The sequence below is a fragment of the uncultured Bifidobacterium sp. genome, assembly GCF_959020145.1.
Classification (GTDB): domain Bacteria; phylum Actinomycetota; class Actinomycetes; order Actinomycetales; family Bifidobacteriaceae; genus Bifidobacterium.
In genome coordinates this window covers 59182-83618 of sequence record NZ_CAUEQY010000005.1, presented here as the reverse complement: position 1 = coordinate 83618, position 24437 = coordinate 59182, and the positions used below count along the sequence as shown (strand labels likewise).

Genomic DNA, 24437 nt, shown 5'->3' with positions numbered 1-24437 from the left:
GGCACCAAGCCATTGCATTAGCGGCATTCTTGATCATCGACGTACTCGCCTTAGCGTTCTCCAGCAAGATATCACTGCATATTTACGGTAGCAAGGACATCTGAACCGAGCCAACCGGTAGACTCTTATGGAGAACGGATTTGGGGTCTTCCGAATCAACGGAAAGCCCCAAATGCATATATCCCGTACGACAACGGTTCCTACAATGCGGCAGGCGCGTCGTGGAAGTCGAACATGACGCCGTCGGCCAGATCGCAGATCTCAGGCCAGTCGGCGTCGGAGGAATCGTCGTGCATGGCCCACACATGCATGCCGACCGACTTGGCCGAGCGCATGCCGACCAGCAGATCCTCGAATACGGTGCAGTCGCTTGGTTTGATGCCGAGACGCGACGCGGCCAGCAGATATACGTCCGGCTCAGTTTTGCCGACGTCGCCAGCATCGTCGACGCTGACCACGTCATCGAAATAGTCGAAAATGCCGACGTGCTTCATGGCCGGTTCGCGCAGCATCGGCGGCAATGACGTGGCCACGGCCAGTTTCGCGCCGCTCGCCTTCAACGATTCCAGATATTCGCGCGCATACGGTTTGGCTTCAACCACCGTGGCGTACATGACGCGCGCCATATGATCCCACTCCTCCATCAACGCTTCGGGAGTGTCCGACAGGCCGAATCGTGCGATTGTGTATTCGGCGATCTGGCGGAATTGCATGGCCGCGACCTTCTGCATGTAGTCGTCCGGCACCTCGATGCCGCGTTTGGCAAGGAAGTCGACGTCCACCTGATCCCACACGCCCATGGAGTCGAGTAGCGTGCCGTCAAGGTCGAAGATGGCGCCTTTGCCTTGGTTCGCCTTGGTTTCCTGTGTCATATCGGCTCCTTTGTTTTGCAATTACCGCTTTTACGATTTGCGATTACTTTTTACGATTGAATCCGCCGTCAGTCAAGCACCGACGATTTGAGCAGTTCCTCGGCATGTTCCAGAGATGTTTCGCTTTCGCTGCCGGAAAGCATGCGGGCGATTTCATGCACGCGCTCATCCCCGCGCACCTGGCTGATGGTGGTGGCGATGGAACCATCCTTGGTTTCGCCTTTGGCGACCACATATTGTTCGTCCGCCCAGGATGCGACCTGTGGTAGGTGCGTGACGACCAGAACCTGCGCGGATTGGGCGAGTTTGGCCAAGCGGGCACCCAGCTCCACAGCGGCCTTGCCTCCCACGCCGGCGTCGACCTCATCGAAGATGAACGTCATCGGCGGCACGGTTCCTCCGGCCACGACATGCTTTTCGGCGGCGACCAGTTCAAGCGCGAGCATCAGACGGCTCAATTCGCCGCCGGATGCGCTTTTGCCCATCGGCAGTTGCGGGGAGCCGGGGAACGGGGTGAAGAGGAATTCGATGTCGTCCGCTCCGGTGGCGTCCAACTGTTCGCGTTCGGCCACGCGGATCTCCAGTTTCGAAGTGCCCATGGCCAGCGAATCAAGTTCCGCGGTGACTTTGGACGCGAGTTCCTTCGCCGCGGCTCTACGCCGTTTGCTCACAGCCTGCGCGGCTTTTTTCGCAGCCTCAAGCAGTTGGGCGCGTTCGGCTTCCAGCTGTTCGACCTTTTCCGGCGAGGCGTCCAAATCCTCCAAATCGTATACGGCCTTGTCTCGCCATGCGATCACGTCGGACAATTCCGGCCCCCATCGGCGGGTCAGCTCGTCCAGCTCGTGGATGCGCCCGTTGATGGCGTCCAAATCCTCCATACTCGCTTCGTTGTCCACTTCTCCCGACAGGCTGAACACCACGTCGGACAAATCGGTGCTGATGGAGTCGAGCCGGTCGGCGAGTTCGGAGAACACGCCTTCCACATGGATGGCGCGCAACGCCTGCGAAGCATGGTCGATCAAATCGGCCGCGCTGGACGATTCGACATCGTCCACCACCTGCGAGGCGTCCAACGCGCCCAACGCTCGCGTCACGCCTTCGGCGATCTCGGCCGCGTTTTCGATGCGGTCGCGGCGCGCACGCAATTCGTCCATCTCCCCCGGCTGCGGGTCGACACGGTTGATGCGTTCGATTGATTCGCGCAGATAATCCGCCTGCTGTCGCATGGACGATTCCTGGCTGTTGAGCCGTTCCAACCGCTCGTCCATCGCGCGCAACGCGCTCCACGACTTGCCGTAGGCGGCCAAAGCCACTTCGTCTCCCGCATAGCGGTCAAGGAATTCGCGCTGACGTGAGGTAGTCGCTATGCGCAATTGGTCGGCCTGTCCGTGAATCGTCACCAGTTCGGCGGCGACGGAGGCGAGTACGGAACGCGGCACGCTACGTCCCGACAGCATGCTGCGGGATCGCCCGGAAGCGGGCACTTTACGCGACAGAAACAGCTCGCCATCCTCCGGTTCGAAGCCGGCTTCCCGTGCCGCGGCCACCGCGGCCGGCGACGAGGCGACTTCGAACACACCCTGCGCCCACGCCTCCTGAGCGCCCACCGAAACGCGGCCTCCATCGGACGGACCGCCGGAAATCAGTCGGATCGCACTGAGCAGCATCGATTTGCCGGCTCCCGTCTCACCGGTGATCGCCGTCATACCACCTGCCGGGGCGATCAGAGCGGAACGAATCGGACCGAGATTGTGAATCTCAAGCTCTTCCAGCATGCCCGGTCACTTCCCGCTTTCCGGTTTGCCGGTTCTAGGGAACGATTGCCCATGATGTATGCCACCGGTTTTGCGCGCCTGCTCGCGCCAGCCGACGACAGGCAAATCAAATTTGGTGACGAGCCGGTTCGTGAACGGCACGCCAGACAAACGAGCCAATCGCAAAGTGCATTTCGATTCACGCACTTCGACACGTGTGCCTTTGGGCAGTGCGCGTTGACGACGGCCGTCGCAGCAGATCCAGCCATCCGACGTGGAATCCTCGAGAATGTCGATGGCGAACGTGGAGCCGGAACCGATGATGAGCGGACGTGCGAACAACGCATGCGCCGCCAACGGCACCAATTGCAAGGCTTTCACATTCGGCCACATGATCGGCCCGCCCGCGGAAAACGCGTAGGCGGTGGAACCGGTCGGCGTGGATACGATCACGCCATCGCAACCGAATGAGCTCATCTCCACGTCGTCGACACGGATGGACAATTCCACCATCTTGCCACGGTCCGCACGTTCCAAAGTGATGTCGTTCAACGCCCAGTCCTCGATGGGTTCCGTCGCGCCCGGCAGCCATACGTCGACGTGGGCGATCATACGTTCGTCGATGGAATAGTCGTGGTCGGCGATCCGACGGATCGCCTCGCTCATCTGGAAGCTTTCAAATTCGGCAAGAAAGCCGACATGCCCTAGGTTCACGCCGAGGATGGGCACTTCAGTGCAATGAACCAGTTCGGCCGCGCGCAGAATGGTACCGTCCCCGCCAAGCACGACCACGATTTCCGTGTTTTTCGGCACTACTGGCGTCTTGCTGCCGAAATCGGGCGCTTCGATATTGTCGATGATCGTCACTTCGAAATCGGCGCGCCGCAGCTGTTCGACGGCTTCTTCGACCACCGTGCCGCTTTCACGCAGACGTGTATGCGTCACTACCACCGCATGCCGGGTACCGTGCATCGCAAGCCCTTTCCGAGAACTCTCGTACATACCACGTCCTCGACGGACGCCGATGCCTACCATTGTAATCGAACAAATGAACGAATGGCGGTAGCGGGTGTCCGGACACGCCGCAGACGTTTCCGTTCGTTCACGAGCCACGTACATCCCACCCGCAAAACCTGTTCGTCGTTTTCCCACGAATCCGCCGAACAGGCCGAATGGTATGTCTCTGCACCGTTCGTCACACTACCGTCTACAATAGCTCAAGGAAACGAAGACCGTTTATACAGACAAGGAGCGAGGAACAGCATGTCCAACCTCGTCTTCGACGAGTCCTCCTCCAATCGCGAGGCCTCACATGGCTATGCCTGGTGGTTCTCCGGGGACACGTTCGAGAAGGCCATGGCGGAGGAGCGCAAGCCGCGCAAGCGCAGCCTAATGCACAGACTCACCACACATCCCGGACGTCTGACCATCCTGTACTTCATGATGTTGGGCGCATTGTCCACGCTGCTCCTGCTCACGCCCACCGCCACGCCGAAAGGCGAGCAAACGACATTCACCACCGCGTTCTTCACCGCGATCTCCGCGATTTCGACGTGTGGCATCTCCATCGTCAATTCGACGACGCATTGGTCCGCTTTCGGCCAGGCCGTGCTCATCTTCTCCGTGCAGATGGGCGGCTTGGGTGTCATGACGTTCGCTTCACTCATCGCCTTGGCCGTGAACCACCATCTCAAGGCCACGCAAAAGCTGCTGACGGCCAACGAGCTGGGCACCACGAAACTCGGCGAGATCAAGGGCGTGCTCACCGTGGTCATCGCCACCGCGTTCACCATCGAAGGCATCACGTTCGTGGCGCTGTTCCCCGGCCTGTACAAAGTCAATCATGGCAGTGTGCGGCACACGCTGTGGGAATCGTTGTTCTTCGCGGTCATGGCATACAACAACGCCGGCTTCACCCCTGACGGCGCCGGCCTGCATGTCAACAATTGGGCTGTTGGCCTGCCTATCCTCGTCAGCGCGTTCTGCGGCACGCTCGGCTTTCCCGTCCTGCTTAACCTCATGCGCTCATGGCGCAACCATCGTCCGCCGAAGCGTTGGAGCCTGCATACCAAGCTCACGCTGACCACCACGTTCTGCATCGTGCTCGCCTCGTTCACCTGGTTCCTCCTCATGGAATGGAACAACAAACTGCTGTTCGCCACCGAAGGCGTGGAACCGCGGTTGTGGCATGCGATGGTGGCGGCCGTCATGCCCCGCAGCTCCGGCTTCGACCTGTCATGGATGCCGGGCGTGAGCGATGCGACGAAGGTGTTCCTGTCCATCGTCATGTTCATCGGCGGCGGCAGCACTTCGACCGCAGGCGGCATCCGCGTCACCACATTCGCCGTGATTCTGTTGACCTGCCGCGCCGCGTTCACCGGACGCCATGACGTCAACGCATTCCATCGTCGCATCCATTCGCAAGCCGTCATGACGGCCGTGGCCGTCACCACCTCATGTCTGGCACTCGTCACCATAGTGTCCATGACATTGATGGCCATCACCGGATGCTCGCTGAGCAACGCGCTGTTCGACACCTGCTCGGCGTTCGGTCTGGGAGGCTATTCGGTCGGCGTGGCCAGCGCTTCTAGTCCAGCGGTCCTGTACATTCTCGCCGCGACCATGTTCATCGGCAGGCTCGGTCCGCTCACCATCGCCTACGCGATCTCCAGGCCGCGCAATGTGGAGCCGGTCCGCTACCCCACCGAGCAGATCGTGGTCGGCTGAGCGGATTCGTCGATACGGTTTCTATACCCGCAACTTCCTATACTTGAATCCGGAACAGAACATCGAAAGGTACGCGAACAATCATGGCTAACAACACCAGAAGCGTTCTTGTGGTAGGACTCGGCCGTTTCGGCAGTTCCGTAGCCACCACATTGGATACGATGGGACAGGATGTGCTCGCCGTCGACAAGGACGGCGAACTGGTGAACCGCTGGTCGTCGCAGATCCCCACCGTGCAGGCCGACATGACCGACGTGATGGCGTTGGAGCAGATCAACGCCTCCGATTTCGACACGGCGGTCGTAGCCATCGGCGACAGCGTCGAAGCGTCCGTCATCACCGCCGGCAATCTGCTGGACGCGGGCATCTCCGACATTTGGGCGAAGTCGGTGTCCAAGGAGCATGCGCGCATTCTGCAGCGTATCGGCGCACGGCACATCATCAACGCGGAGACCGATGCCGGCAAACGCGTAGGGCACTTGGTGTCCGGCAACTATCTGGACTACATCGAGCTTGAAGGCGCGTACAGCGTGGTGAAGATCCACACTCCCCCGCATGTCGTCGGTTACTCCATCGAGGATGCGCGCGTACATGAACGGTTCGGCATCACCGTGGTCGGTGTCAAATCGCCGGGCAAGGAATTCGAATACGGTTCGAAAGAGCTGATTATGCACCGTAACGACGAGCTCATCATCATGGGCAAGCAGGATCAGATCGACAAGTTTTTGAGGGGCTAGGCCCACGGAACATGCAAAAGGCCGGCGGTCCATATGGGATTTTTCATATGGGCCGCCGGCCTTTCATTTTTACGCTATCGATTGGCGGAGAACGGTTTACGCCACTGCATACAGCAGATACTCGATGTTGCCGTGCGTGCCTTCGATCGGTGAGACCGCCGTGGCGCGTACATCCAGTCCGTTGGCTTTCGCGCAGGCGGTGACGGTGTCGAGCGCCTGTTTGCGTAAGGTTTCGCTTTCCACGATGCCGTTTTTGCCGAGGTTGCCTTTGCCGACTTCGAACTGCGGTTTGACCAGCAGCACGACGTGTGCGCCGGGCGCGGCGATGCGCGCGATGACGGGAATCACGTATGTCAACGAGATGAATGACACGTCGGATACGATCATGCTTGGCCGGTACGGCAGATCATCCGCTTCGACGTCGCGGATGTTGACGCCGCTCATTTCGATGATGCGCTCGTTGCCTGCGATGCGCGGGTCAAGCTGGCCGTGCCCCACGTCGAGCGCGATCACATGCGCGGCACCGCGTCGCAGAAGCACGTCGCAGAAACCGCCGGTGGACGCGCCGATGTCGAGGCAATCGAGTCCTTCCGCGGAACGCAGGCCCGTCTGGGAGAACATGTCGAGCGCGCCGACCAGCTTGTAGGCTCCACGGGAGACGTAATCGTCTCCCAGATCGGCATCAAGCGTGTCGGCGGCCGTGACTTTGAGCGACGCTTTGGATGCGACGGTGCCGTTCACCCGGACCTTGCCGGATTCGATCAGCCGTTGTGCTTTGGAGCGACTATCCGTGACGCCACGCTCCACCAGCGCGATGTCGAGTCGGACGACGGCACCGGAATCGTCATTCATGTTGCGCATACGCACGTGCGGCAATCAGGCGATTCGGAATTCCGGCACGATCATGCCGTCGACGCTGTGTCCGCGATCCGCCGCATCCCACATGGCGGCGCAGGCCGCACGAAGACCGTCGACGCTGGTGATGTCGGTGACGTAAAGACGATCGCCGTCGACGCGCGCCTGCACGTCGCGGCAGCTCCAAGCGCCAGCCTCATGCACGACTTCGGGGGCCGGCTCGTTAAGTCCGGTCAGGTCCTTGGCGATGTAGGTCGGACGCAGATGCTCCGGAGCGAACATCAGCTCATGCGGATTGGTGACGCCGGTCAGCACGGCCAGGGAATCATAGCCGCCACGGTTGCCGGCTTCGATATCGGTATCGAGGCGGTCGCCGATGGCGAGGCATGCTTCCTTGGCCACTGGTTCGGCACCATCATGCGCGGCAAGCAGTCGGGCTTCGTCGTACATGGCGGATTCCGGCTTGCCTGCGGACGAAACCGGTTCCACACCAGTGGCGTTGATGACGGCCATGATCATGGAACCGCAACCGGGGGCGATGCCCAGCTCACGCGGAATGGTCAGGTCGCGGTTGGTCACGAAATACGTGGCGCCCTGTTCTACGGCGTAGGCGATTTGCGCCATCTGGTTCCAAGACATGTCCGGGTACCAGCCTTGGATGGCCGCGACCGGCTTGTCTTCGGCGGAATCAACCACCTCAAGACCCTGCTTGGCGACTTCCTCACGCAGATGCTGTGCGCCGAGCACGAACACTTTCGCACCTTGCGGCACCGCACGGGCCACCATGCGGGCAGCCACCACGGACGAGGTGATGACCTGCCATGGTTCGACGTCAAGGTCGAAGCCTTTAAGCTGGTCGGCCACCACGGATTGCAGTCGGGAGGAATTGTTGGTGGTGTATTCCACCGTCATGCCGAGGCCTTCGGCCTTGCGGATGCTCTCTGCAGCATGTTCCACCGGATTCTTGCCACGGTAGACCACGCCGTCAAGATCAAGCAGCGCCAGCTGGTAGGCTTCGCTCAGCGGACGGGTTGTGGATTTCAGCATTGTTTTGCCGCACCTCACTCGTTGTCGGAATCGGCTGCGGATTCGACCTCATCCTCAGTCTGGTCGTCTTCGGAGTCGCCCGCGTTTTCGCCGTCACCGGCAGGCTCGTCGTCGGACTCGGCGCCTTCCTTGGCCGCTTCGGCATCAAGCTGGGTCTCATCGTTGGTCTCGCCGTTCTCGTCGACGGCCTCGGAATCGTCCTCATCCTCGTCTTCCGGCGCATACTGGGCGTCATCTTCGGAAATGCCGAGCTTGTCCATAAGCTCGTCGTTCAATTCCTGCATGTCGTATTCAATGACCAGATCGTCGGAGGTCTCGTCCTCTTCGGCATCGGCGTACTGCAGCTCAAGCTTGTCAAGCAGCTGGTCGAGAGCCACGGCCTCATCGGAGCGTCCGGCCTGCTCGAGGAAGTACTGTTCGGCCTGCACCGCACGCATGCGGTATTCGCCGGCCAAGCCCTTGGAACGGCCCAACGTATGCACGATCTCAATGGCCTTATTCCACAGCTCGAGGTCGCCCAGCGCGCCCGCGTACACGAGGAACATCTCGGCCTTGGATTCGCCGCGCAGATACTTCGCGTCATCGCTCATGGCGGTTTCGATGGCCTTCTTCGGCTCGCCCATGCCACGCTCGCAGTCGGCGATGAACGGCAGATAGTCAAGGAAACCGTTCATGCGGAACGCGGTGCGGAACTCACGCAGGGCCAGCTTGTAATCGCCCTGACGGTAGGCCACGAACGCAAGGGTCTCACGCGCGAAATCAATACGGGAAGCCTGATGCGCCACCCACTTGGCATGTTCGAGCGCCAGCTCCGGATCCCTTTCCTCAAGCGTGTAGGCGGCAAGGATGTGCAGGCCGATGTTCTCCGCATGTTCCTTGGACAGGCCACGCAGACGCTCACGGTCATCAGTGGACAGCATGCTCCACTCGATGCCCTTCGGCATCTTCGGCTCGCCCGGGCGACGATGCGTGTACGGGTTTTGCGACGGGAAGCTCATCGTGCCGTCGGAATTGCGACGCGGCTTCGACAGATACTCGCCACGCTTCGCCTCGCGGTACTCCATCTTCTCTTCACGGGTGAATTCGCGGCGCTCCTCGCCTTCCGGACGCTGATTGCGATCCTTGTGGAAATCACGACGCTGGTTGTCACGGCGGAAATCCCTGCGATCGCCGTCACGACGATCATCACGACGGAAATTACGACGCTCGCCATCACGGCGCTCCCCGCGGCGGTCATCGCGGCGGAAGTCCCTGCGATCGCCGTCCTTGTGGAAATTGCGGCCGCCACGACGCTCACCATCGTCACGGCGGAAGTCACGACGGTCACCGTCATGACGGAAATTGCGACGCTCGCCATCACCATGGCGGTCGTCACGATGGAAATCCCTGCGATCGCCGTCACGACGGTCATTATGACGGAAGCCGGAACGCTCGCCATCACGCTGGTAGCGCGGATTGTCGCCGCGATTGCCACGATAGCCGCCGCGGCGGTCGTCACGACGCTCGCCATCGCGGTTGAACTTGCGCGGACCGTTGTGGAAACGACGCTCCTGACCTTCGCCTTCGCCATCGCGATGGAAATCGCGGTCGCCACGACGGTATCCGCCGCCATTGCCCTTGCGATATCCGCCCTTACGGTCATCGTTGTGGAAGCCGCCGGACTTGTGTCCGTAGGACTTGCCGCCGTTGCCGCGCGGCTTGAATCCCTTGCCACCGCGGTTACCCGGCCTGCCCGAGCCGTAGGACTTGTGGTTGCCGTAGGACTTGCCGCGCGATCCGCGCTGTTCTTCTGCCATGCTGTTCCTTATTGGTCTTGAGATACTTGCGATTATTTACTTACGATTGCCTATGCGTCTCACGCCTGTTCGACGACGCCGAGCGCCTTCTTGCCGCGGCGGATGAGCACGAAACGACCATGCAGGAAGTCACCTTCCTGCAACGTCTGTTCCTCATCCTCCACGCGCGTGTTGTTGAGGTACACGCCACCGGACTTGATGGTCTTGCGCGCCTCGGAAATCGACTTGAACAGGCCTGCCTTCATACCAGCCTCGGCCACACGGTCGCCGGCTGCGACCTTGGCGAATTCCCCATCGACCTTCATGCCGTCGATAGCGGCCTCAAGCGTGGACTCATCGATGTCCGCCAGATCGACGCCACGTCCGAACAACGCGCCGGCAGCTTCGATGGCCTGGCGAGTGGCTTCCTCGCCATGCACGAAGCTGGTGACCTCCCATGCGAGGGTGCGCTGCGCCTCACGCGCGCCCGGATTGGTCTTGCTTCCCTCGATAAGCCGTTCGATTTCGGCCTTTGGCAGGAAGGTGAACGCCTTGAGCAGGTTCTCCATCTCGCTGTCGGGACGGTTGAACCAGAACTGGTAGAACTTGTAGGGGCTGAGCATCGTGCCATCCAACCAGACGGCGTTGCCTTCGGACTTGCCGAACTTCTTGCCCTGCGCGTCGGTGATGATCGGGCTGGTGAACACGTTCACGTCCACGCCGCGCACCTTGTGGATCAGATCCAGACCGGAGGTGAGGTTGCCCCACTGGTCGGAGCCGCCGATCTCCAGCACGCAATGGTACTCGTCGAACAGGTGCAGGAAGTCGTTGCCCTGCAGCACCTGATAGCTGAACTCAGTGAAGGAGATGCCTTCCTCGGAGTTGAGGCGACGGGCCACGGTGTCCTTGGCGAGCATGGTGCCCATACGGAAATTCTTGCCGACGTCACGCAGGAAGTCGATGACGTTCATCGAAGCGGTCCAATCGTAGTTGGACACGAAACGTACCGGATTGCTGCCTTCGGTCTCGAGGATGCCGCCGATCTGCTTCTTCAGACGATCGGCCCAGCCGGCCACGACGTCCTTCGGGTTGAGCGTACGTTCGCCCGACTGGCGCGGATCTCCGATCAGGCCGGTGGCGCCGCCGACCAACGCGATCGGATGGTGTCCTGCGGCCTGCAGGTGGCGCATGTTGATGAGCTGAACGAGGTTGCCGATGTGCAGGGAGGCGGCGGTCGGATCGAAGCCGCAATAATAGGTGATGGGCTCTCCGTTCAACGCTTCGGCGAGTCGATCCCTGTCAGTGGACTGGGAAATCAACCCGCGCCATTCCAGTTCATCGAGGACGGAATCGAAACCGGCCTCCTTGAAATCGATGACGTGAGCCATAACTGTGCTTTCTCCCTATCGAATTGTGGACATTACCGCGTTTTACGCACCCTACAGTTTCGCAGAAGACACAGACAGCCGCGTGTGCCGTTTTCCATGTTTTTATCAAAGCGATCACGGAACATGCCGGTTAAAATCGAAAACGGAATCTCATTGACGAGAAGAAGGGAGGCCTGCATGGATCGCAAAGGCATGAAGGCCAATGCAAGGAAAGCCTATAAGAGACACTATTGGATGATAGTCGTCATCTGCCTGTTCGCTTCGGTGTTCGGTGTCGCCTACAGTTCGTCGACATGGTCGGTGAACGCCAGTTCCCCGTCCGCAACCGTGCAGGAGGATGGCACAGCGCAATCCGACAACGTGTCGAAAGTGTTGGAGAACCTGCTTGTCGGCGATGAAAGCCAGGCACGCAGGCAAGTGGAGCACAATCAGGAGCAGATCGTGCAAAACGACACCAATGCCATGATGGGGCGTAAACGCGGCGTGTTCGCGTCTCTGCTCAACTCGTTCTCATCGGGTTCGGTCATTCTGTCGATGGCCGATGCGGCCAATTCCATCGTGCATAATGACGGCGTCGCCGTGGCCGTACCGATCGTCGTATCCCTGGCCGTTTACCTTTTCGTATGGCTGTTCGTCCAGCAGACATACCGGGTGGTCATGATGCGCATGCTGCTTGAGGGACGGACCTACGACAAACTTCCCGTGAGCCGTTTCCTCTACCCGATCACCACGCGGAAATGGTTGTCGATGGCGAAGGTGATGCTGCTCGAGAACGTGTTCCTGTTCCTGTGGACGTTCACCATCATCGGCGCGTTCATCAAACCGTATTCCTACCGTATGGTGCCCTACATCGTCGCCGAAAATCCGAATATCGGGGCACGGGAGGCCATCAGCCTGTCCAGGCGCATGATGAAGGGTCACAAGTGGGAGTGTTTCGTGGCCGACCTGTCGTTCCTTGGCTGGTGGCTGCTCAATCTGTTCACGCTCGGCTTGAGCGGCATCTTCTATTCCAACGGCTATAACGCGGCGTTTTTCGTCGAATATTACGTGCATGTGCGCGGATTGTCCAAGGATTCGGGATTGGAGGGAAGCGAGCTGCTCAGCGACGAATACCTGTACAGCAAGGCCTCCGCTGAGACATTGCATGCCGCGTATGGTGATGTTGCCGAAACGGTGGAGCAGTTGTCCAGCAATCTTGTTCCGGTGGACAAGCCGAACGGTTTCGTCGGGTTCCTGTCCGAATGGTTGGGCGTGCGTATCCTGCATGCGCGGTCGGTGACCAAGTATGAGGAGTATCGCGAGCAACTGCATCAGATCGATACCGGCAGGGAGATTCTGAACGGCGCTATCTATCCTGGTCGTCTGGCTCCGGCGCCGATGGCGTTCCGGTTCCGCGAATCCCGCACCGTCAGCTCCGATCGCAGCTATTCGTTGGTCAATCTGGTCATGATGTTCTTCATCTTCTGTTTCGTGGGATGGGTATGGGAGGTGAGCCTCGCCTTCATTTCCGAAGGAACGTTCGTGAATCGTGGCACGCTGCATGGGCCATGGCTGCCGATCTATGGCACCGGCGGAGTGATTATCCTTATTCTGCTGAAGAAGTTGAGGAAGAAGCCCTTGTTCGAGTTCCTGGCCGCCATGGTCTTGTGTGGCGGGTTGGAGTACTTCTCGTCCTGGTATCTGGAGAAGACCCACGGAGGACAACGCTGGTGGGATTACACCGGTTATTTTCTCAATCTCAATGGTCGTATCTGTGCCGAGGGTCTGCTGACGTTTGGTTTGGGCGGTTTGGCGATCGTGTATCTGCTGGCTCCTGCATTGGACAACTTGCTGAGTCGTATCGATACAAGAAAGCTCACCGTTGTGGCCGTCGTGCTTCTGGCGTTCTACTGTGTGGACCAGGCGTATTCGGCGCAGCATCCGAACATTGGTGCCGGCATCACCGATTACAAGGGGTCGGCCACATCGCAAGTGTCGTAGCCCCTATCCGATGTGATGCATAAAGGGATTTGCCCCGTCAGCGTGCGCAACGCAGGTTGGCGGGGCAAATCGTTTTTTGGACACATGCTATACGACACGTGTGGCCGGTGGAAACTTACTTTCGGCGCAGCATCTCACGCACGGTTTCCATGATCTTGCTGTATTTGGTGGAGTCCGTGGAACGCATGCGTGGGAAGGAGCGGATCATACGACGTTGCTGCCAATTCAACGCGGAAGAGACAAGCTGACGCATATTGGCGACACGTTCCTGCGACGATTCCGACAAATCATGCATCTTCTCGCGGAATTCCTCTTTGCCCCACTGCCAGGATTCTCCGGCCTTCTCCGCACGATCCTGCACCGCTTCGCTGAATTTGGCGAGACGCTCGGACAGGCCGACGATGCCCACCACGGTGACGATGGTGTCGATGATAACGACGATGGCGGCGACCGCGCATATCACGTGCACGGCAAGCAGCGGAATCATGGCGGTGAGCCGTTCGACCTGTGGCTGGACCACATCGATGATCAATACTCCGCCGAATCCGAATACGATTGCGCCGAGCAGACAGATGCGGCCTTGGATGTTGAATCGGTAATGGCTGTAATCCCACCATCTGGCGTGGAACAGCTTTTCCATGCCCCAAGAGGTGATGTATTCGAGTATGCTCGCGCCGAATGAGGAGATAAGGAAAATCTCGATGGGATTCGTGAAGTCATGCAACAGCACGATCGCAAGCACCGCGCCGCATCCGTAAATTGGGCACAACGGCCCGTTAAGGAAACCACGGTTGACCCATCGACGTTCCGAAACGGACACGAGAACCGACTCGTACACCCATCCGATGAAGGCGTACAACAGGAACCAAAGGAACAAATATTCGAGTGTGAGCGCCACAGCCATCAGCTCCTGTCCGTCGGTTGTCCGGATGCGGGTTTGTCGAAACGATCGAAAGAGAGCGTTTCCTTCGTGGCGCTGATTTTGTCGGCCGCGGTGACAAGGTATCCTTCGATGTACTTCGGCGGATAGGGAGTCAATGGGAACATGTGATGTTCGATGCTGTCCCGTTCGATCTGGTTGAGTTTGAAATCCCGTATGGCGTTGCGCATGGCCGTTTCACCATGTGTGAATCCGTGTAGCCGGTGGGTGCCGTTGTCCCAGTCATGCCAATCGTAAAGGAAGTAATCATGGAGCAAAGCGGCGCGAATCAACGAACGTAGATCAACCCTATTCCACAGGTGCAGTCTGTCTGCCAGCCAGACGGACAGACAAGCCACACGAATGGAATGGGCGAATGTGGTGACCACGCCATGCTGGTAGCAGACCCTTTCGATGGCCATGTGGTCATGTTCCAGGATCTCCCGGCCGTGCGCGTAGACCAGCCGTCGTATCTGCGTGCGCGTCAACAGCACCGCTTTTTGCTCCTTGCTTAATAGGGATTACTTGAGCAGGGATTCGGGCGACTTGTATGCGGAACCGTCGGACACGGAGTTGGCGAAGGCGCGTAGCTGCTCGATGGTGGTCTTGGCGGAAACGATCTGTTCGCGCACGCGCAGCGGGGAGGTGCCTCCCTTGCCGTTGCGGGCGGAGACGGAGCCTTCGGTGGACAGCACTTCACGCACCTGCGGGGCCTTGTCCGCCGGCAGGAAGTCCTTGAACACGTTGATGAAATCCTCGTCGGTCAAATCCCACAGCTCCTGACCACGGTCTTCGGCAATCTTGACGCAGGCGCCGGAAAGCTCGTGCGCGTGACGGAACGGCACACCGTTCTTGACGAGCCATTCGGCGATGTCGGTGGCAAGGGCGAAACCGGTCGGGGCTTCGGCTTCGAGGCGTTCCTTGTCGAAGACCATGGTGGCGACCATGCCGGTGAACGCCGGCAGCAGCACTTCAAGCGTGTCCACTTGGTCGAATACGGCTTCCTTGTCTTCCTGCAGGTCGCGCGCATAGGCTGTCGGCAGGCCTTTCAAGGTGGCGAGCAGGCCGGTCAGGTCGCCGATGAGTCGTCCGGACTTGCCGCGAGTGAGTTCGGCGATGTCCGGATTCTTCTTCTGCGGCATGATGGACGAGCCGGTGGAGTAGGCGTCATCAAGACGCACGAACGCGAATTCCTGGGTGTTCCAGATGATGATCTCTTCGGACAGGCGGCTCAGATCGACACCGGTCATGGCGGCGATGAAGGCGAATTCGGCGACCAGATCACGGCTGGCGGTGCCGTCGATGGAGTTGGCGGTCACCTTGGAGAAGCCCAGCTCACGGGCCACAGCCACCGGTTCGAGTCCAAGGGTGTTGCCGGCGAGGGCACCGGAGCCGTACGGGCTGGCGTCGATGCGCTTATCCCAATCGGCGAGACGTTCCACGTCACGCAGCAGCGGCCACACGTGGGCCATGAGCTGGTGGGCAAGCAGAACCGGTTGGGCGTGCTGCATATGCGTACGTCCCGGCATGACGGTGCGACCGGCTTTTTCGGACTGCTCGATCAGTGTTGCGGCGAGACCGAGCAGCATTTTGGCGATGATGCGGCTGTGGCGGCGCAGCCACATGCGGATGAGCGCGGCGATCTGATCGTTGCGGGAACGGCCGGCGCGGAGCTTGCCGCCGAGTTCGTCACCAGCGATCTGGAGTAGACCGCGTTCGAGTGCAGTGGCCTCGTCCTCGTCATCCTCGATCGGAGCGAACGCTCCGGAATCCACGCGGCGCTGCAGCTCGTCAAGGGCGTCTTCCATGCGCTGCAGCTCATCGGCGGTCAGCAGTCCGGCGCGGCCCAATGCACGGGCATGGGCGCGCGAACCGGCGATATCGTCATCGGCGAGTCGCCAGTCGAATTGGGTGGACTTGCTCAGCCGTGCGAGTTCCGGCGACGGACCAGACTTGAAACGGCCGCCCCACAGGGCAAGATGCTCACCATTAGTAGTGCTCTCGGTCATTGTTTTTCCAAATCTCCTTGCAGATATGACTGAGGGAGAGCTTACCAGTCAGGATGGTCCCGACGGTACGCTCTCCCCCATTATCAAGACGATTCACAACGTGAATCCGGATGATGCTTACTCGACGCTGTTCTCCGGAACCTCGATGCCGTTGCCGAACTTGACGTCGCGGGCTGCGGCCACACGGCTCGGCAGACCATAGATGTCGATGAAGCCGTTGGAGGACTTCTGGTCGAAGCTGTCGCCGGAATCGTAGGTGGCCAGGTTGTAGTCGTACAACGAGCTGTCGGAGCGACGGCCGGTCACGACGGCGCGGCCACCGTGCAGAACCATGCGAATCTCGCCGGAGACGTACTTCTGGGTGTCTTCGATGAAGGCGTTCAGGGACTGGGTTGCCGGGGAGAACCACTGCGCATCGTAGACCAGTTCCGCCCAACGCTTGTCGATGTCGCGCTTGATGCGGTGCTGCTCGCGTTCGAGGCAGCAGTTCTCGAGCTCCTGGTGGGCGGTGATCAGCGACACTGCGCCCGGAGCCTCGTACAGCTCGCGGGACTTGATGCCTACCAGACGATCCTCGATCAGATCGATGCGGCCGATGCCCTGCACGCCTGCACGACGGTTCATCTCTTCGATGGCCTGCAGCGGAGTGACGTCATGGCCGTCGATCTTGACCGGGACGCCCTGCTTGAATTCGATGACGACCTCATCCTCGACCGGTGGGAACGCCGGATCGTCGGTGTAGGAATAGCAATCCTTGGTCGGACCGTTCCACGGATCCTCAAGGAAACCGGTCTCGATGGCACGGCCCCACACGTTCTGGTCGATGGAGAACGGGCTCTTCTCGGTCTGCACGATCGGCAGCTTGTGTTCCTTGGCGAAGGCGATCTCGACGTCGCGGGTCAGAGACAGGTCGCGAATCGGGCTGATGGCCTTCAGCGTCGGGTCGATGGAGGCGATGGAGACCTCGAAACGAACCTGGTCGTTGCCCTTGCCGGTGCAGCCGTGGGAAATGGTGTCAGCGCCGAACTGGTGGGCGGCTCGCACAAGGTGCTTGGAAATCAGCGGACGGGAGATGGCGGAGACCAGCGGGTACACGCCTTCGTACATGGCGTTGGCCTTCAGGGCCTTCATGCAGTATTCGTTGGCGAATTCATCACGGGCATCGACCACGTAGGCTTCGACCGCACCGCATGCCAACGCGCGCTGCTTGATGGTTTCGAGGCTTTCGCCGCCCTGGCCAACGTCGAGGGACACGGCCACAACATCCTTGCCGGTGCGTTCCTTCAGATACGAAATGGCGACGGAGGTGTCAAGACCACCGGAGTACGCCAGGACGAGACGATTCTGATCGCTCATGGTTTCCCTTTCTAACATCCAACGTTATTCATCAGTATATGCACAGCTCTGTATATTTATGCATATTTGGTGCGTCGTGTCCACTATATGGCTATTCACGCTTTGGAAGCGACATCAAGCAGCCATTGCGCACGCCGTTTGGCGACATCATCCTCGGAGCAGATAACCATGACCGTGTCATCTCCGGCGATGGTGCCAAGCACGCCTTCGATGGGCTGCTTATCGATGACGCTGGCCACATATTGCGCGGCGCCGGATGGCGTGTGCACGACCACGAGATTACGTGCCGCGGCCACGGATGTGACCAGTCCGGACAGTACCCGGCTAATCTGCTGCTCGGTTTTGGCGTCCGGGTTAGAAGCCGGATGTTCATCAATGTTCTGTTTGCCGACGGCGTAGGCCACGGTTCCGTCGGCAAGACGGGTCTTCGTGGCGTGAATCTCATCGAGATCACGGCTCAGCGTGGCCTGCGTCACCTCGATGCCCTGGTCGGCGAGAATCTGCGACAGTTGCGATTGCGAGGTGACGATGCGCGTCAGCAGCGCCTGCTCAATGGCGCTCAGTCGAGCGGTTCGTGTGGCAGGACGCTGCAACGCGGGAGTGTGGTCAGTCATCAGACCAGCAGGCTTTCATCGCCACGGGCCTTGCCGGCCAACCAGGTCAGCAACGCCTTCTGGGCGTGCAGACGGTTGCCTGCCTCATCCCAAACCACGGACTGAGGACCATCGATAACCTCGGCGGTGACCTCCTTGCCGCGATATGCAGGCAGGCAGTGCTGGAAGATGGCGTCGTCCTTGGCCTTGGCCATGAGTTCGGCGTTCACCTGGTAATCCCAGAACGGCTTGGAACGGACAGCGTATTCCGCTTCCTCGCCCATGGAGACCCACGTGTCGGTGAAGACGCAATCGGCTCCGGCAACAGCCTCATTCGGATCAGTAGTGACGAGGATGGAGCCGCCGGTCTCAGAGGCAATCGCTTCGGCATCGGCAACGATCTGCGGATCCGGCAGGTATCCGTACGGTCCTGCCACACGCACGTTCATGCCCGCCACAGCGCCGCCGAGCAGGTAGGAGTTGGACATGTTGTTGGCCGCGTCGCCAAGATAGGCGATGGTCTGGTTCTTGAGGTTGTCTACACCGCCGCGATGTTCCGCGATGGTCTGGAAGTCAGCAAGAATCTGGCACGGATGGAATTCGTCGGTCAGTGCGTTCACCACCGGATGGGTGGAGTACTTGGCCATTTCCTCAACACGGTCCTGACCAAAGGTGCGCCACACCACGCCGTAGGCCATACGGTCAAGCACGCGAGCCGTGTCGGCCACCGGTTCGCCACGGCCCAGCTGGGAGCCGGACTTGTCAATGACCAGCGGATAGCCACCGAGTTCGGCCACGCCAATGGAGAAGCTGGAGCGGGTACGGGTACTGGGCTTGTCGAAAAACACGGCGATGCCCTGCGGGCCAGCGAACGGCTGGTGATAGAAACGGTTCTTGTGGAACTTGATGGCCAGTTCCAGCACCTGCTTCTGTTCTTCGTGGTTCAGATCGTCATCGCGCAGCATATGGCGCAGTTCAGGGGTTGCCATTGGTATAGAGGCTCCTTTCAAATTCTTCGGGTTCGTCCGAGATCAGTCGTTAGGCAGGTCGGACGGAATCTTGGCGAGGATGGACACCGCTTGATCGACGTCCTGAGCAGTGATGACCAGCGGCGGGGCGAGACGCAACGCATTCGGAGCAACCGCATTGACGATGAGACCGTGTTCCAAAGCCCAGTTCATGGCCGCATGCGAGCAGGGGTGGGCAAGTTCGATGGCGTCGAGCAGGCCACGGCCACGCACGGAGACGAACAGCGGATTGCCGCAGGAGGCGATACCGTCGCGCAGCTGCTTGCCGCGTTCTTCGGCGTTGTCCACGAGGTTGTCCTCTTCGATGACTCCCAGCGTTGCCAATGCCGCCGAAGCGCCCAATGGATTGCCTGCGAAAGTGGAGCCGTGGGAACCCGGGGTGAACAGCGCGGACAGTTCGGCGCCGAAGGAAATCATGCCGCCCATCGGGAAACCACCGCCAACGCCCTTGGCGAAAGTGACGATGTCCGGGGGCACACCGCCGGAAAGATCCTCACGCTGGAAGGCGAACCATGCTCCGGTGCGTCCGATGCCGGTCTGCACTTCGTCGATGATGAGGAGCGCCTTATGTTCGTCGCATAGTTTGCGGGCGGCCTTCACATAGTCCGCTCCGAGCGGCATCACACCGGCCTCGCCCTGGATAAGCTCCATGATGACGGCCGCGACCGGCCCTTTGCCGTACTTGCCTTGGCCGGTTTCGGCGAAAGCGTCGTGCAAGGCTTCGACGTTGCCGGCTTCGACGAATTCGATGTTCGGTACCAGCGGCTCGAATTTCTCACGGATGGCGGGCTTCCACGTTGCGGACAGCGCGCCCATGGTGCGGCCGTGGAAGCCGTGGGTCATGGAGATGATGCGTGCCGGTTTGCCGCCGATCTCAGGCAACGCGCCCGGCAGGGTGCGCCCGTAGAGCTTGGCGAGCTTCAGCGCCGCCTCGTTACCTTCCGCGCCGGAATTGCCGAAGTAGACGCGGGAACCTTCCGGAGCGCCCGCGAGCTTGACGAGTTTGGCGGCGAGCTTGATCTGCGGTTCGGTGGCGAAGTAGTTGCTCACATGCGCGGCCTTGGCGGCCTGTTCGCTGACGGCCTTCACCCACTTCGGATGGGCGTATCCGAGCGCGTTGACGGCGATGCCTGCAAGGAAATCGAGATATTCATTGCCGTCGACATCCCAGATGTGGGCGCCCTCACCGTGGTCCATCACGCGCAGGGGCGTGCCAAACACGTTCATATGCACCTGGGAGTACTCTCCCAGCCACTTGGCATCTTCAGTGCCGAGTGTTTCCAGTTGTTCAGTTGCCATAGGAACTCCTCATTTCAATACCGTCCTCGGGCACGACCATGGTGCCGATGCCGTCGGTGGTGAAGATCTCGTTCAGGATGGAATGCGGTTTGCGACCGTCGATGATATGGGCCCGCGGAACGCCTCCGTCGATGGCGCGCACGCAGGCTTCCATCTTCGGACGCATGCCGCTTTCCAGGTCGGGGAGCATATCGCGCAGATTCTCCACGCCGATGCGGCCAATCAGGGAGTCACGGTCCGGCCAATCGGCATACAAACCGTCGACGTCGGTCAACACGACCAGCTTGCTGGCTCCAAGGGCCGCGGCAAGGGCGGCCGCGGCGGAGTCGGCGTTCACGTTGAGCACTTCAGTGGCATCGTCTTCATTCGGAGCCACGGAGGAAACCACCGGAATACGTCCGGCGTTGATTAGATCCTCCACGGCGGACGCGTCGACGCTCACCACGTCGCCGACCAAGCCGATATCGGTGGGCTTGCCGTCAATGACCGGTTTGCGCTGCATGGCCGAGAACAGGGCGCCGTCCTCGCCGGACAGGCCGACCGCGAATGGACCGTGCGCGTTGATCAGGCCAACGAGTTCACGGGACACCTTGCCGGTCAGCACCATGCGGACCACATCCATGGCTTCCGGAGTGGTGACACGCAATCCGCCCTTGAATTCGGACTTGATACCCAGGGCCTTAAGCATTTGGGATATCTGCGGACCGCCACCGTGCACCACGACCGGGTGCAGTCCCACCTGGCGCAGGAACACCATGTCTTCGGCGAAGCAGGCTTTCAGATGATCGTCGATCATCGCGTTGCCGCCATATTTGATGACGATGCGTTGTCCGGCGAATTCCTCCAGCCACGGCAGCGCTTCGATAAGCACTTCCGCCTTCTGGTCGGCGCGCAGGTCGGTGTGCACGTCGAAGTGGAATCCAGGTCCTTTGAGTTCTTTGGCCATTCCTATTCGATCAGCTTTCGTAGTCAGCGTTGATGTGTACGTATTCGTGGGTCAGATCGTCGGTCCAGACGGTCGCTTCCGCTTCTCCGGCGTTCAGGTCGATGTCGATGTGCACCTCGCGTGGGGTCATGTCCACTTCGGAGCGGTCGCGTCCGGCTCCGCCGTTTTCGCAGATGCGTACGCCGTTGACGTCCACCGTGACCTTTTCGGAATCGTATGGTGCGACGTCGGGCGGCACGGTGCCGAGGGAGCTGACGATGCGGCCCCAGTTCGGATCGTTGCCGGAGATGGCGCATTTGAGCAGATTGGACGCTGCGACCGCGCGACCGCATGCCAGAGCGGCTTCTTCGGTGGTCGCGCCGGTAACTTTGACACGGATGTCATGGCTTGCGCCTTCGCCGTCGCCGATGATCTGGCGGGCGAGCGAGGCGGTGGCCTTGGCCACAAGCTCTTTGAACTCGTCCGGGTCCGGTTCGATGCCGGACGCGCCGGAAGCCAGCAGCAACACGGTGTCGTTGGTGGACATGCAGCCGTCCACGTCGATGCGGTTGAACGACATTTCGACTCCGGCGTTCAAGGCGGCTTGAAGCTGTCCGGCGGTCACGACGGCATCGGTGGTGATGACGCACAGCATGGTGGCCAGCTGCGGGGCGATCATGCCGGAACCCTTGACCATGCCACCGATACGGAAGCCGTTGGAACCTTCCAGCTCGACGGTTTTCGGCTTGGTGTCGGTGGTCATGATGGCGTGCGACGCATCGGCTCCGGCTTCGGCGGTATCGGCAAGGGTTTCAAATGCCTTGTCCGCGCCGGACAGCACGTTGTCGAGCGGCAGCAATTCGCCGATGAGACCAGTGGAACATACGGCCACGTCTTCGGCTTTGGCGCCGATGAGGCCGGCGACCTTTTCAGCGGTGGCCTTGGACTGCTCGTATCCTGGCTTGCCGGTGCATGCGTTGGCGCCGCCGGAGTTCAGAATCACGGCCTTCACATGGCCGTCGGATACGATGTTCCTCGACCACTGCACAGGGGCCGCGCAGAAACGGTTCGAGGTGAACACGCCGGCAGCGGCGTCAAGCGGTCCATTGTTGACCACGAGAGCCAGATCCTTCTTGCCTTCGACCGCGGAAATGCCAGCTGCCACGCCAGCTGCGGAAAAACCTTGTGCGAACGTTACGCTCACGGTGCCACTCCAATCTTCGTCAATCCTGCATCCTCAGGAAGTCCCAATGCCACATTCAGCGACTGCACGGCCTGCCCGGCGGTTCCTCGGTTGAGGTTGTCGATGGCCGCGAATGCCAGCAGGCGGCCGGCATGATGGTCGACGACCACTTGAATGTGGGCCGCGTTAGAACCGATGATGTTGGCGGTGGCCGGCATCACGCCTTCAGGCAGCACCACCATGAAATCCTGGCCTTCGTATGCATCCAGCCAGACCTGGCGGATCTCGGCATCCGTCATGCCAAGCGCTTTGTCGGTAAGTTTGGCGGAAACGGTGGCGAGAATGCCGCGCGCCATCGGCGCGAGAATCGGCGTGAAGGCGAGGGTGTAATCGTCCGCCTCCGCAGCACTCTTGCCGGCCGCGTGCGCGAAGTTCTGCAGGATCTCCGGAATGTGGCGGTGCGTACCGCCTACCGAATACGGCAGAGCGGAACCAAACGCCTCAGCCGCAAGCAGATTGGTGCGCTTGAGGTTCTTGCCGGCGCCGGAATAACCGACCACCAAATCAGCCACGATGTCTTTCGATTCGACAAGACCCTGCGCAATGCCCGGTTGCAAAGCCAGCGTGGTCGCAGTGACGTTGCAGCCCGGTCCCGCAATGCGCTTGGTGCCGGGAAGCGCTTCACGCTGACGGCTGTAGGAGCCGTCAGCCGCGACGCCGGTGATGAGTTCCGGCATGCCGTAGGTCCAATGCTGGTAGAAGTCACCGCCGTAGAACGCGTCCCACGCGCTCTTCTCCTCAAGACGGTGGTCTGCGCCCAAATCCACCACCACGGCATTCGGGTCAAGCTGGGAGGCCAATGCTCCGGAAGCGCCATGAGGCAATGCCAGGATGATCACGTCATGGCCGTTGAGCACTTCCGGCGTGGTGTCCTCGACCACGAGGTCCGCCAACTGCGGAATGTGCGGCATATGCTTGCCAAGCTTGTCCCCCACCGAAGAATGTCCGGCGACGCAGGTCACTTCGAAATTCGGGTGTGCCGCGAGTATGCGCAGCGCCTCACCACCCGCGTATCCAGTCGCGCCGGCCACGGCTACCGTGTATTTGGCCATGTCACGTCTCTTTTCCTTGACTCGTTGAAACACATTCAGCATACACTTTATGCACTACATTGCATAATTATGCAGTTCAATCGTGTCGGATAGTGGTCACCGCCCATAACGGGACCGTTCAGACGAACATAAAAAGATTGGTTTCAGGCGGAAATCGAGCTGGAATCACCACTTTGTCCACTGCCACCGAACATGTACTGCATCATCTGGTTATACAAATCGGCTGTGGAAATGCCGTGAACCGTCATCCAAATCACCGCAATGGTGTACAGCACGTTGATAATCAGCGCTGCCACGCCAAGCGCGTAGCCTTTCATATGCAGTTTTTTGGTACGCCACATGGCGATGGCGCCCATCACCGCAGGGATGACCGGTACCGGCAGGAATAGTGCGAACACGAACGAGATGATCGCATAGCTATCCCAATGGCCGTACAGGGGGTTCTGGCTGGGATCATTCGGGTTGATGGGATATATGCCGGGCTGTTGGTATGGATTCGGCCCATACTGGTTTGGCCCGTATTGATTTGGTCCATACTGATAGCCATTGGGCTGGCCTGATTGCTGCCGTCCCGATGCATCATATGGATTCGCCGGATACCCGTTCTGCATATACGGATTCGTCTGCGGCCGCTGCGCCGTTTGTTGTGCATCGTCCGCCGGCTTGGGCTGGTCGGGAGCCCCATACATGTATGGATTGTAGTTCGCCGGATACTGGTTGGACATCGCGCCATATTCAGGCTGGTTGTACTGTCCGAATTCCGGCTGTGCCGACTGGTCCGACGGCGAAGACGACGAAACCGGAGCAGCCCCGGCCGCCTCCTGCCCTTCGTCGGGGTTGATCGGCTGGTTCTGCTCCGGTTCGTTCATGTCGTCCTC

General features: G+C 60.1%; 21 protein-coding genes. 3 read left to right on the top strand and 18 right to left on the bottom strand.

The window, feature by feature from the left end; genetic code table 11:
- Positions 1-200 precede the first annotated feature (200 nt).
- From Q5H33_RS03185 to Q5H33_RS03175, 3 genes are all read right to left on the bottom strand, one after another.
- Positions 201-872: an HAD family phosphatase gene (locus Q5H33_RS03185; protein ID WP_124917215.1), complete on the bottom strand. Its 672-nt coding sequence runs from the start codon at positions 870-872 to the stop codon at positions 201-203.
- A 68-nt stretch (positions 873-940) separates the two neighbouring features.
- On the bottom strand, positions 941-2647 hold the full coding sequence (gene recN, locus Q5H33_RS03180) for a DNA repair protein RecN (RefSeq protein WP_270443456.1): 1707 nt from the start codon (positions 2645-2647) through the stop codon (positions 941-943).
- Between the two features lie 6 nt (positions 2648-2653).
- Positions 2654-3598, bottom strand: coding sequence for an NAD kinase (locus tag Q5H33_RS03175; RefSeq protein ID WP_033500282.1), 945 nt, complete (start codon positions 3596-3598; stop codon positions 2654-2656).
- Between the two features lie 291 nt (positions 3599-3889).
- Between Q5H33_RS03175 and Q5H33_RS03170 the strand changes: the two genes are divergently transcribed.
- Together Q5H33_RS03170 and Q5H33_RS03165 are read left to right on the top strand one after the other, a co-directional pair.
- Positions 3890-5353 carry a potassium transporter TrkG gene (locus Q5H33_RS03170; protein ID WP_302422998.1) on the top strand — a complete coding sequence of 488 codons (1464 nt, stop codon included), beginning with the start codon at positions 3890-3892 and terminating at the stop codon, positions 5351-5353.
- An 83-nt stretch (positions 5354-5436) separates the two neighbouring features.
- Entirely contained in the window at positions 5437-6090 is a 654-nt protein-coding gene (locus Q5H33_RS03165; RefSeq protein ID WP_021913094.1) for a TrkA family potassium uptake protein, read from the top strand.
- 96 nt (positions 6091-6186) lie between these two features.
- Here the strand turns inward: Q5H33_RS03165 and Q5H33_RS03160 are convergent, their stop codons facing one another.
- The 4 genes from Q5H33_RS03160 to tyrS are packed head-to-tail and all read right to left on the bottom strand — an operon-like array spanning position 6187 to position 11155.
- Positions 6187-6951, bottom strand: a complete 765-nt coding sequence (locus tag Q5H33_RS03160; RefSeq protein ID WP_033500313.1) for a TlyA family RNA methyltransferase — start codon at positions 6949-6951, stop codon at positions 6187-6189.
- A 15-nt stretch (positions 6952-6966) separates the two neighbouring features.
- A complete protein-coding gene (locus tag Q5H33_RS03155; protein ID WP_033500280.1) occupies positions 6967-7992 on the bottom strand; it encodes an HAD-IIA family hydrolase in 1026 nt (341 codons plus the stop codon).
- A gap of 14 nt (positions 7993-8006) precedes the next feature.
- Complete coding sequence (locus Q5H33_RS03150; RefSeq protein WP_302422995.1) at positions 8007-9788, bottom strand: lipopolysaccharide assembly protein LapB; 1782 nt, start codon at positions 9786-9788, stop codon at positions 8007-8009.
- A gap of 59 nt (positions 9789-9847) precedes the next feature.
- Positions 9848-11155: a tyrosine--tRNA ligase gene (gene tyrS / locus Q5H33_RS03145; RefSeq protein ID WP_302422993.1), complete on the bottom strand. Its 1308-nt coding sequence runs from the start codon at positions 11153-11155 to the stop codon at positions 9848-9850.
- A 177-nt stretch (positions 11156-11332) separates the two neighbouring features.
- On the opposite strand from tyrS, the gene Q5H33_RS03140 reads away from it, so the two are divergent.
- A complete protein-coding gene (locus Q5H33_RS03140) occupies positions 11333-13135 on the top strand; it encodes a DUF975 family protein (RefSeq protein ID WP_055680722.1) in 1803 nt (600 codons plus the stop codon).
- 115 nt (positions 13136-13250) lie between these two features.
- Here the strand turns inward: Q5H33_RS03140 and Q5H33_RS03135 are convergent, their stop codons facing one another.
- The 11 genes from Q5H33_RS03135 to Q5H33_RS03085 all read right to left on the bottom strand — a co-directional run bounded on the left by Q5H33_RS03135 (position 13251) and on the right by Q5H33_RS03085 (position 24428).
- On the bottom strand, positions 13251-14039 hold the full coding sequence (locus Q5H33_RS03135; protein WP_195526755.1) for a putative ABC transporter permease: 789 nt from the start codon (positions 14037-14039) through the stop codon (positions 13251-13253).
- A complete protein-coding gene (locus Q5H33_RS03130) occupies positions 14039-14545 on the bottom strand; it encodes an HD domain-containing protein (protein ID WP_039776210.1) in 507 nt (168 codons plus the stop codon). Before Q5H33_RS03130 ends, Q5H33_RS03135 begins: the two co-directional genes overlap by 1 nt.
- Positions 14546-14575: 30 nt before the next feature.
- Positions 14576-16063: an argininosuccinate lyase gene (argH, locus tag Q5H33_RS03125; RefSeq protein ID WP_035010903.1), complete on the bottom strand. Its 1488-nt coding sequence runs from the start codon at positions 16061-16063 to the stop codon at positions 14576-14578.
- A 117-nt stretch (positions 16064-16180) separates the two neighbouring features.
- A complete protein-coding gene (locus Q5H33_RS03120) occupies positions 16181-17437 on the bottom strand; it encodes an argininosuccinate synthase (RefSeq protein WP_302422990.1) in 1257 nt (418 codons plus the stop codon).
- Positions 17438-17514: 77 nt separating this feature from the next.
- The gene (locus tag Q5H33_RS03115) at positions 17515-18033 is read right to left on the bottom strand and encodes an arginine repressor (RefSeq protein ID WP_003810288.1); all 519 of its coding nucleotides are present in this window, start codon (positions 18031-18033) and stop codon (positions 17515-17517) included.
- Complete coding sequence (gene argF, locus Q5H33_RS03110) at positions 18033-19001, bottom strand: ornithine carbamoyltransferase (RefSeq protein WP_302422989.1); 969 nt, start codon at positions 18999-19001, stop codon at positions 18033-18035. The genes Q5H33_RS03115 and argF overlap by 1 nt, the downstream gene beginning before the upstream one ends.
- A gap of 42 nt (positions 19002-19043) precedes the next feature.
- Positions 19044-20339: an acetylornithine transaminase gene (locus Q5H33_RS03105; protein WP_302422988.1), complete on the bottom strand. Its 1296-nt coding sequence runs from the start codon at positions 20337-20339 to the stop codon at positions 19044-19046.
- Positions 20329-21285 (bottom strand): acetylglutamate kinase, encoded by a 957-nt coding sequence (gene argB / locus Q5H33_RS03100; RefSeq protein WP_003810291.1) that lies wholly within the window; start codon positions 21283-21285, stop codon positions 20329-20331. Before argB ends, Q5H33_RS03105 begins: the two co-directional genes overlap by 11 nt.
- 10 nt (positions 21286-21295) lie before the next feature.
- Positions 21296-22468, bottom strand: coding sequence for a bifunctional glutamate N-acetyltransferase/amino-acid acetyltransferase ArgJ (argJ, locus tag Q5H33_RS03095; protein ID WP_033499815.1), 1173 nt, complete (start codon positions 22466-22468; stop codon positions 21296-21298).
- Positions 22465-23559, bottom strand: a complete 1095-nt coding sequence (gene argC / locus Q5H33_RS03090; RefSeq protein WP_026645968.1) for an N-acetyl-gamma-glutamyl-phosphate reductase — start codon at positions 23557-23559, stop codon at positions 22465-22467. The genes argJ and argC overlap by 4 nt, the downstream gene beginning before the upstream one ends.
- A gap of 143 nt (positions 23560-23702) precedes the next feature.
- Positions 23703-24428, bottom strand: a complete 726-nt coding sequence (locus Q5H33_RS03085; RefSeq protein ID WP_035010899.1) for a DUF4190 domain-containing protein — start codon at positions 24426-24428, stop codon at positions 23703-23705.
- Between the last annotated feature and the right edge of the window lie 9 nt (positions 24429-24437).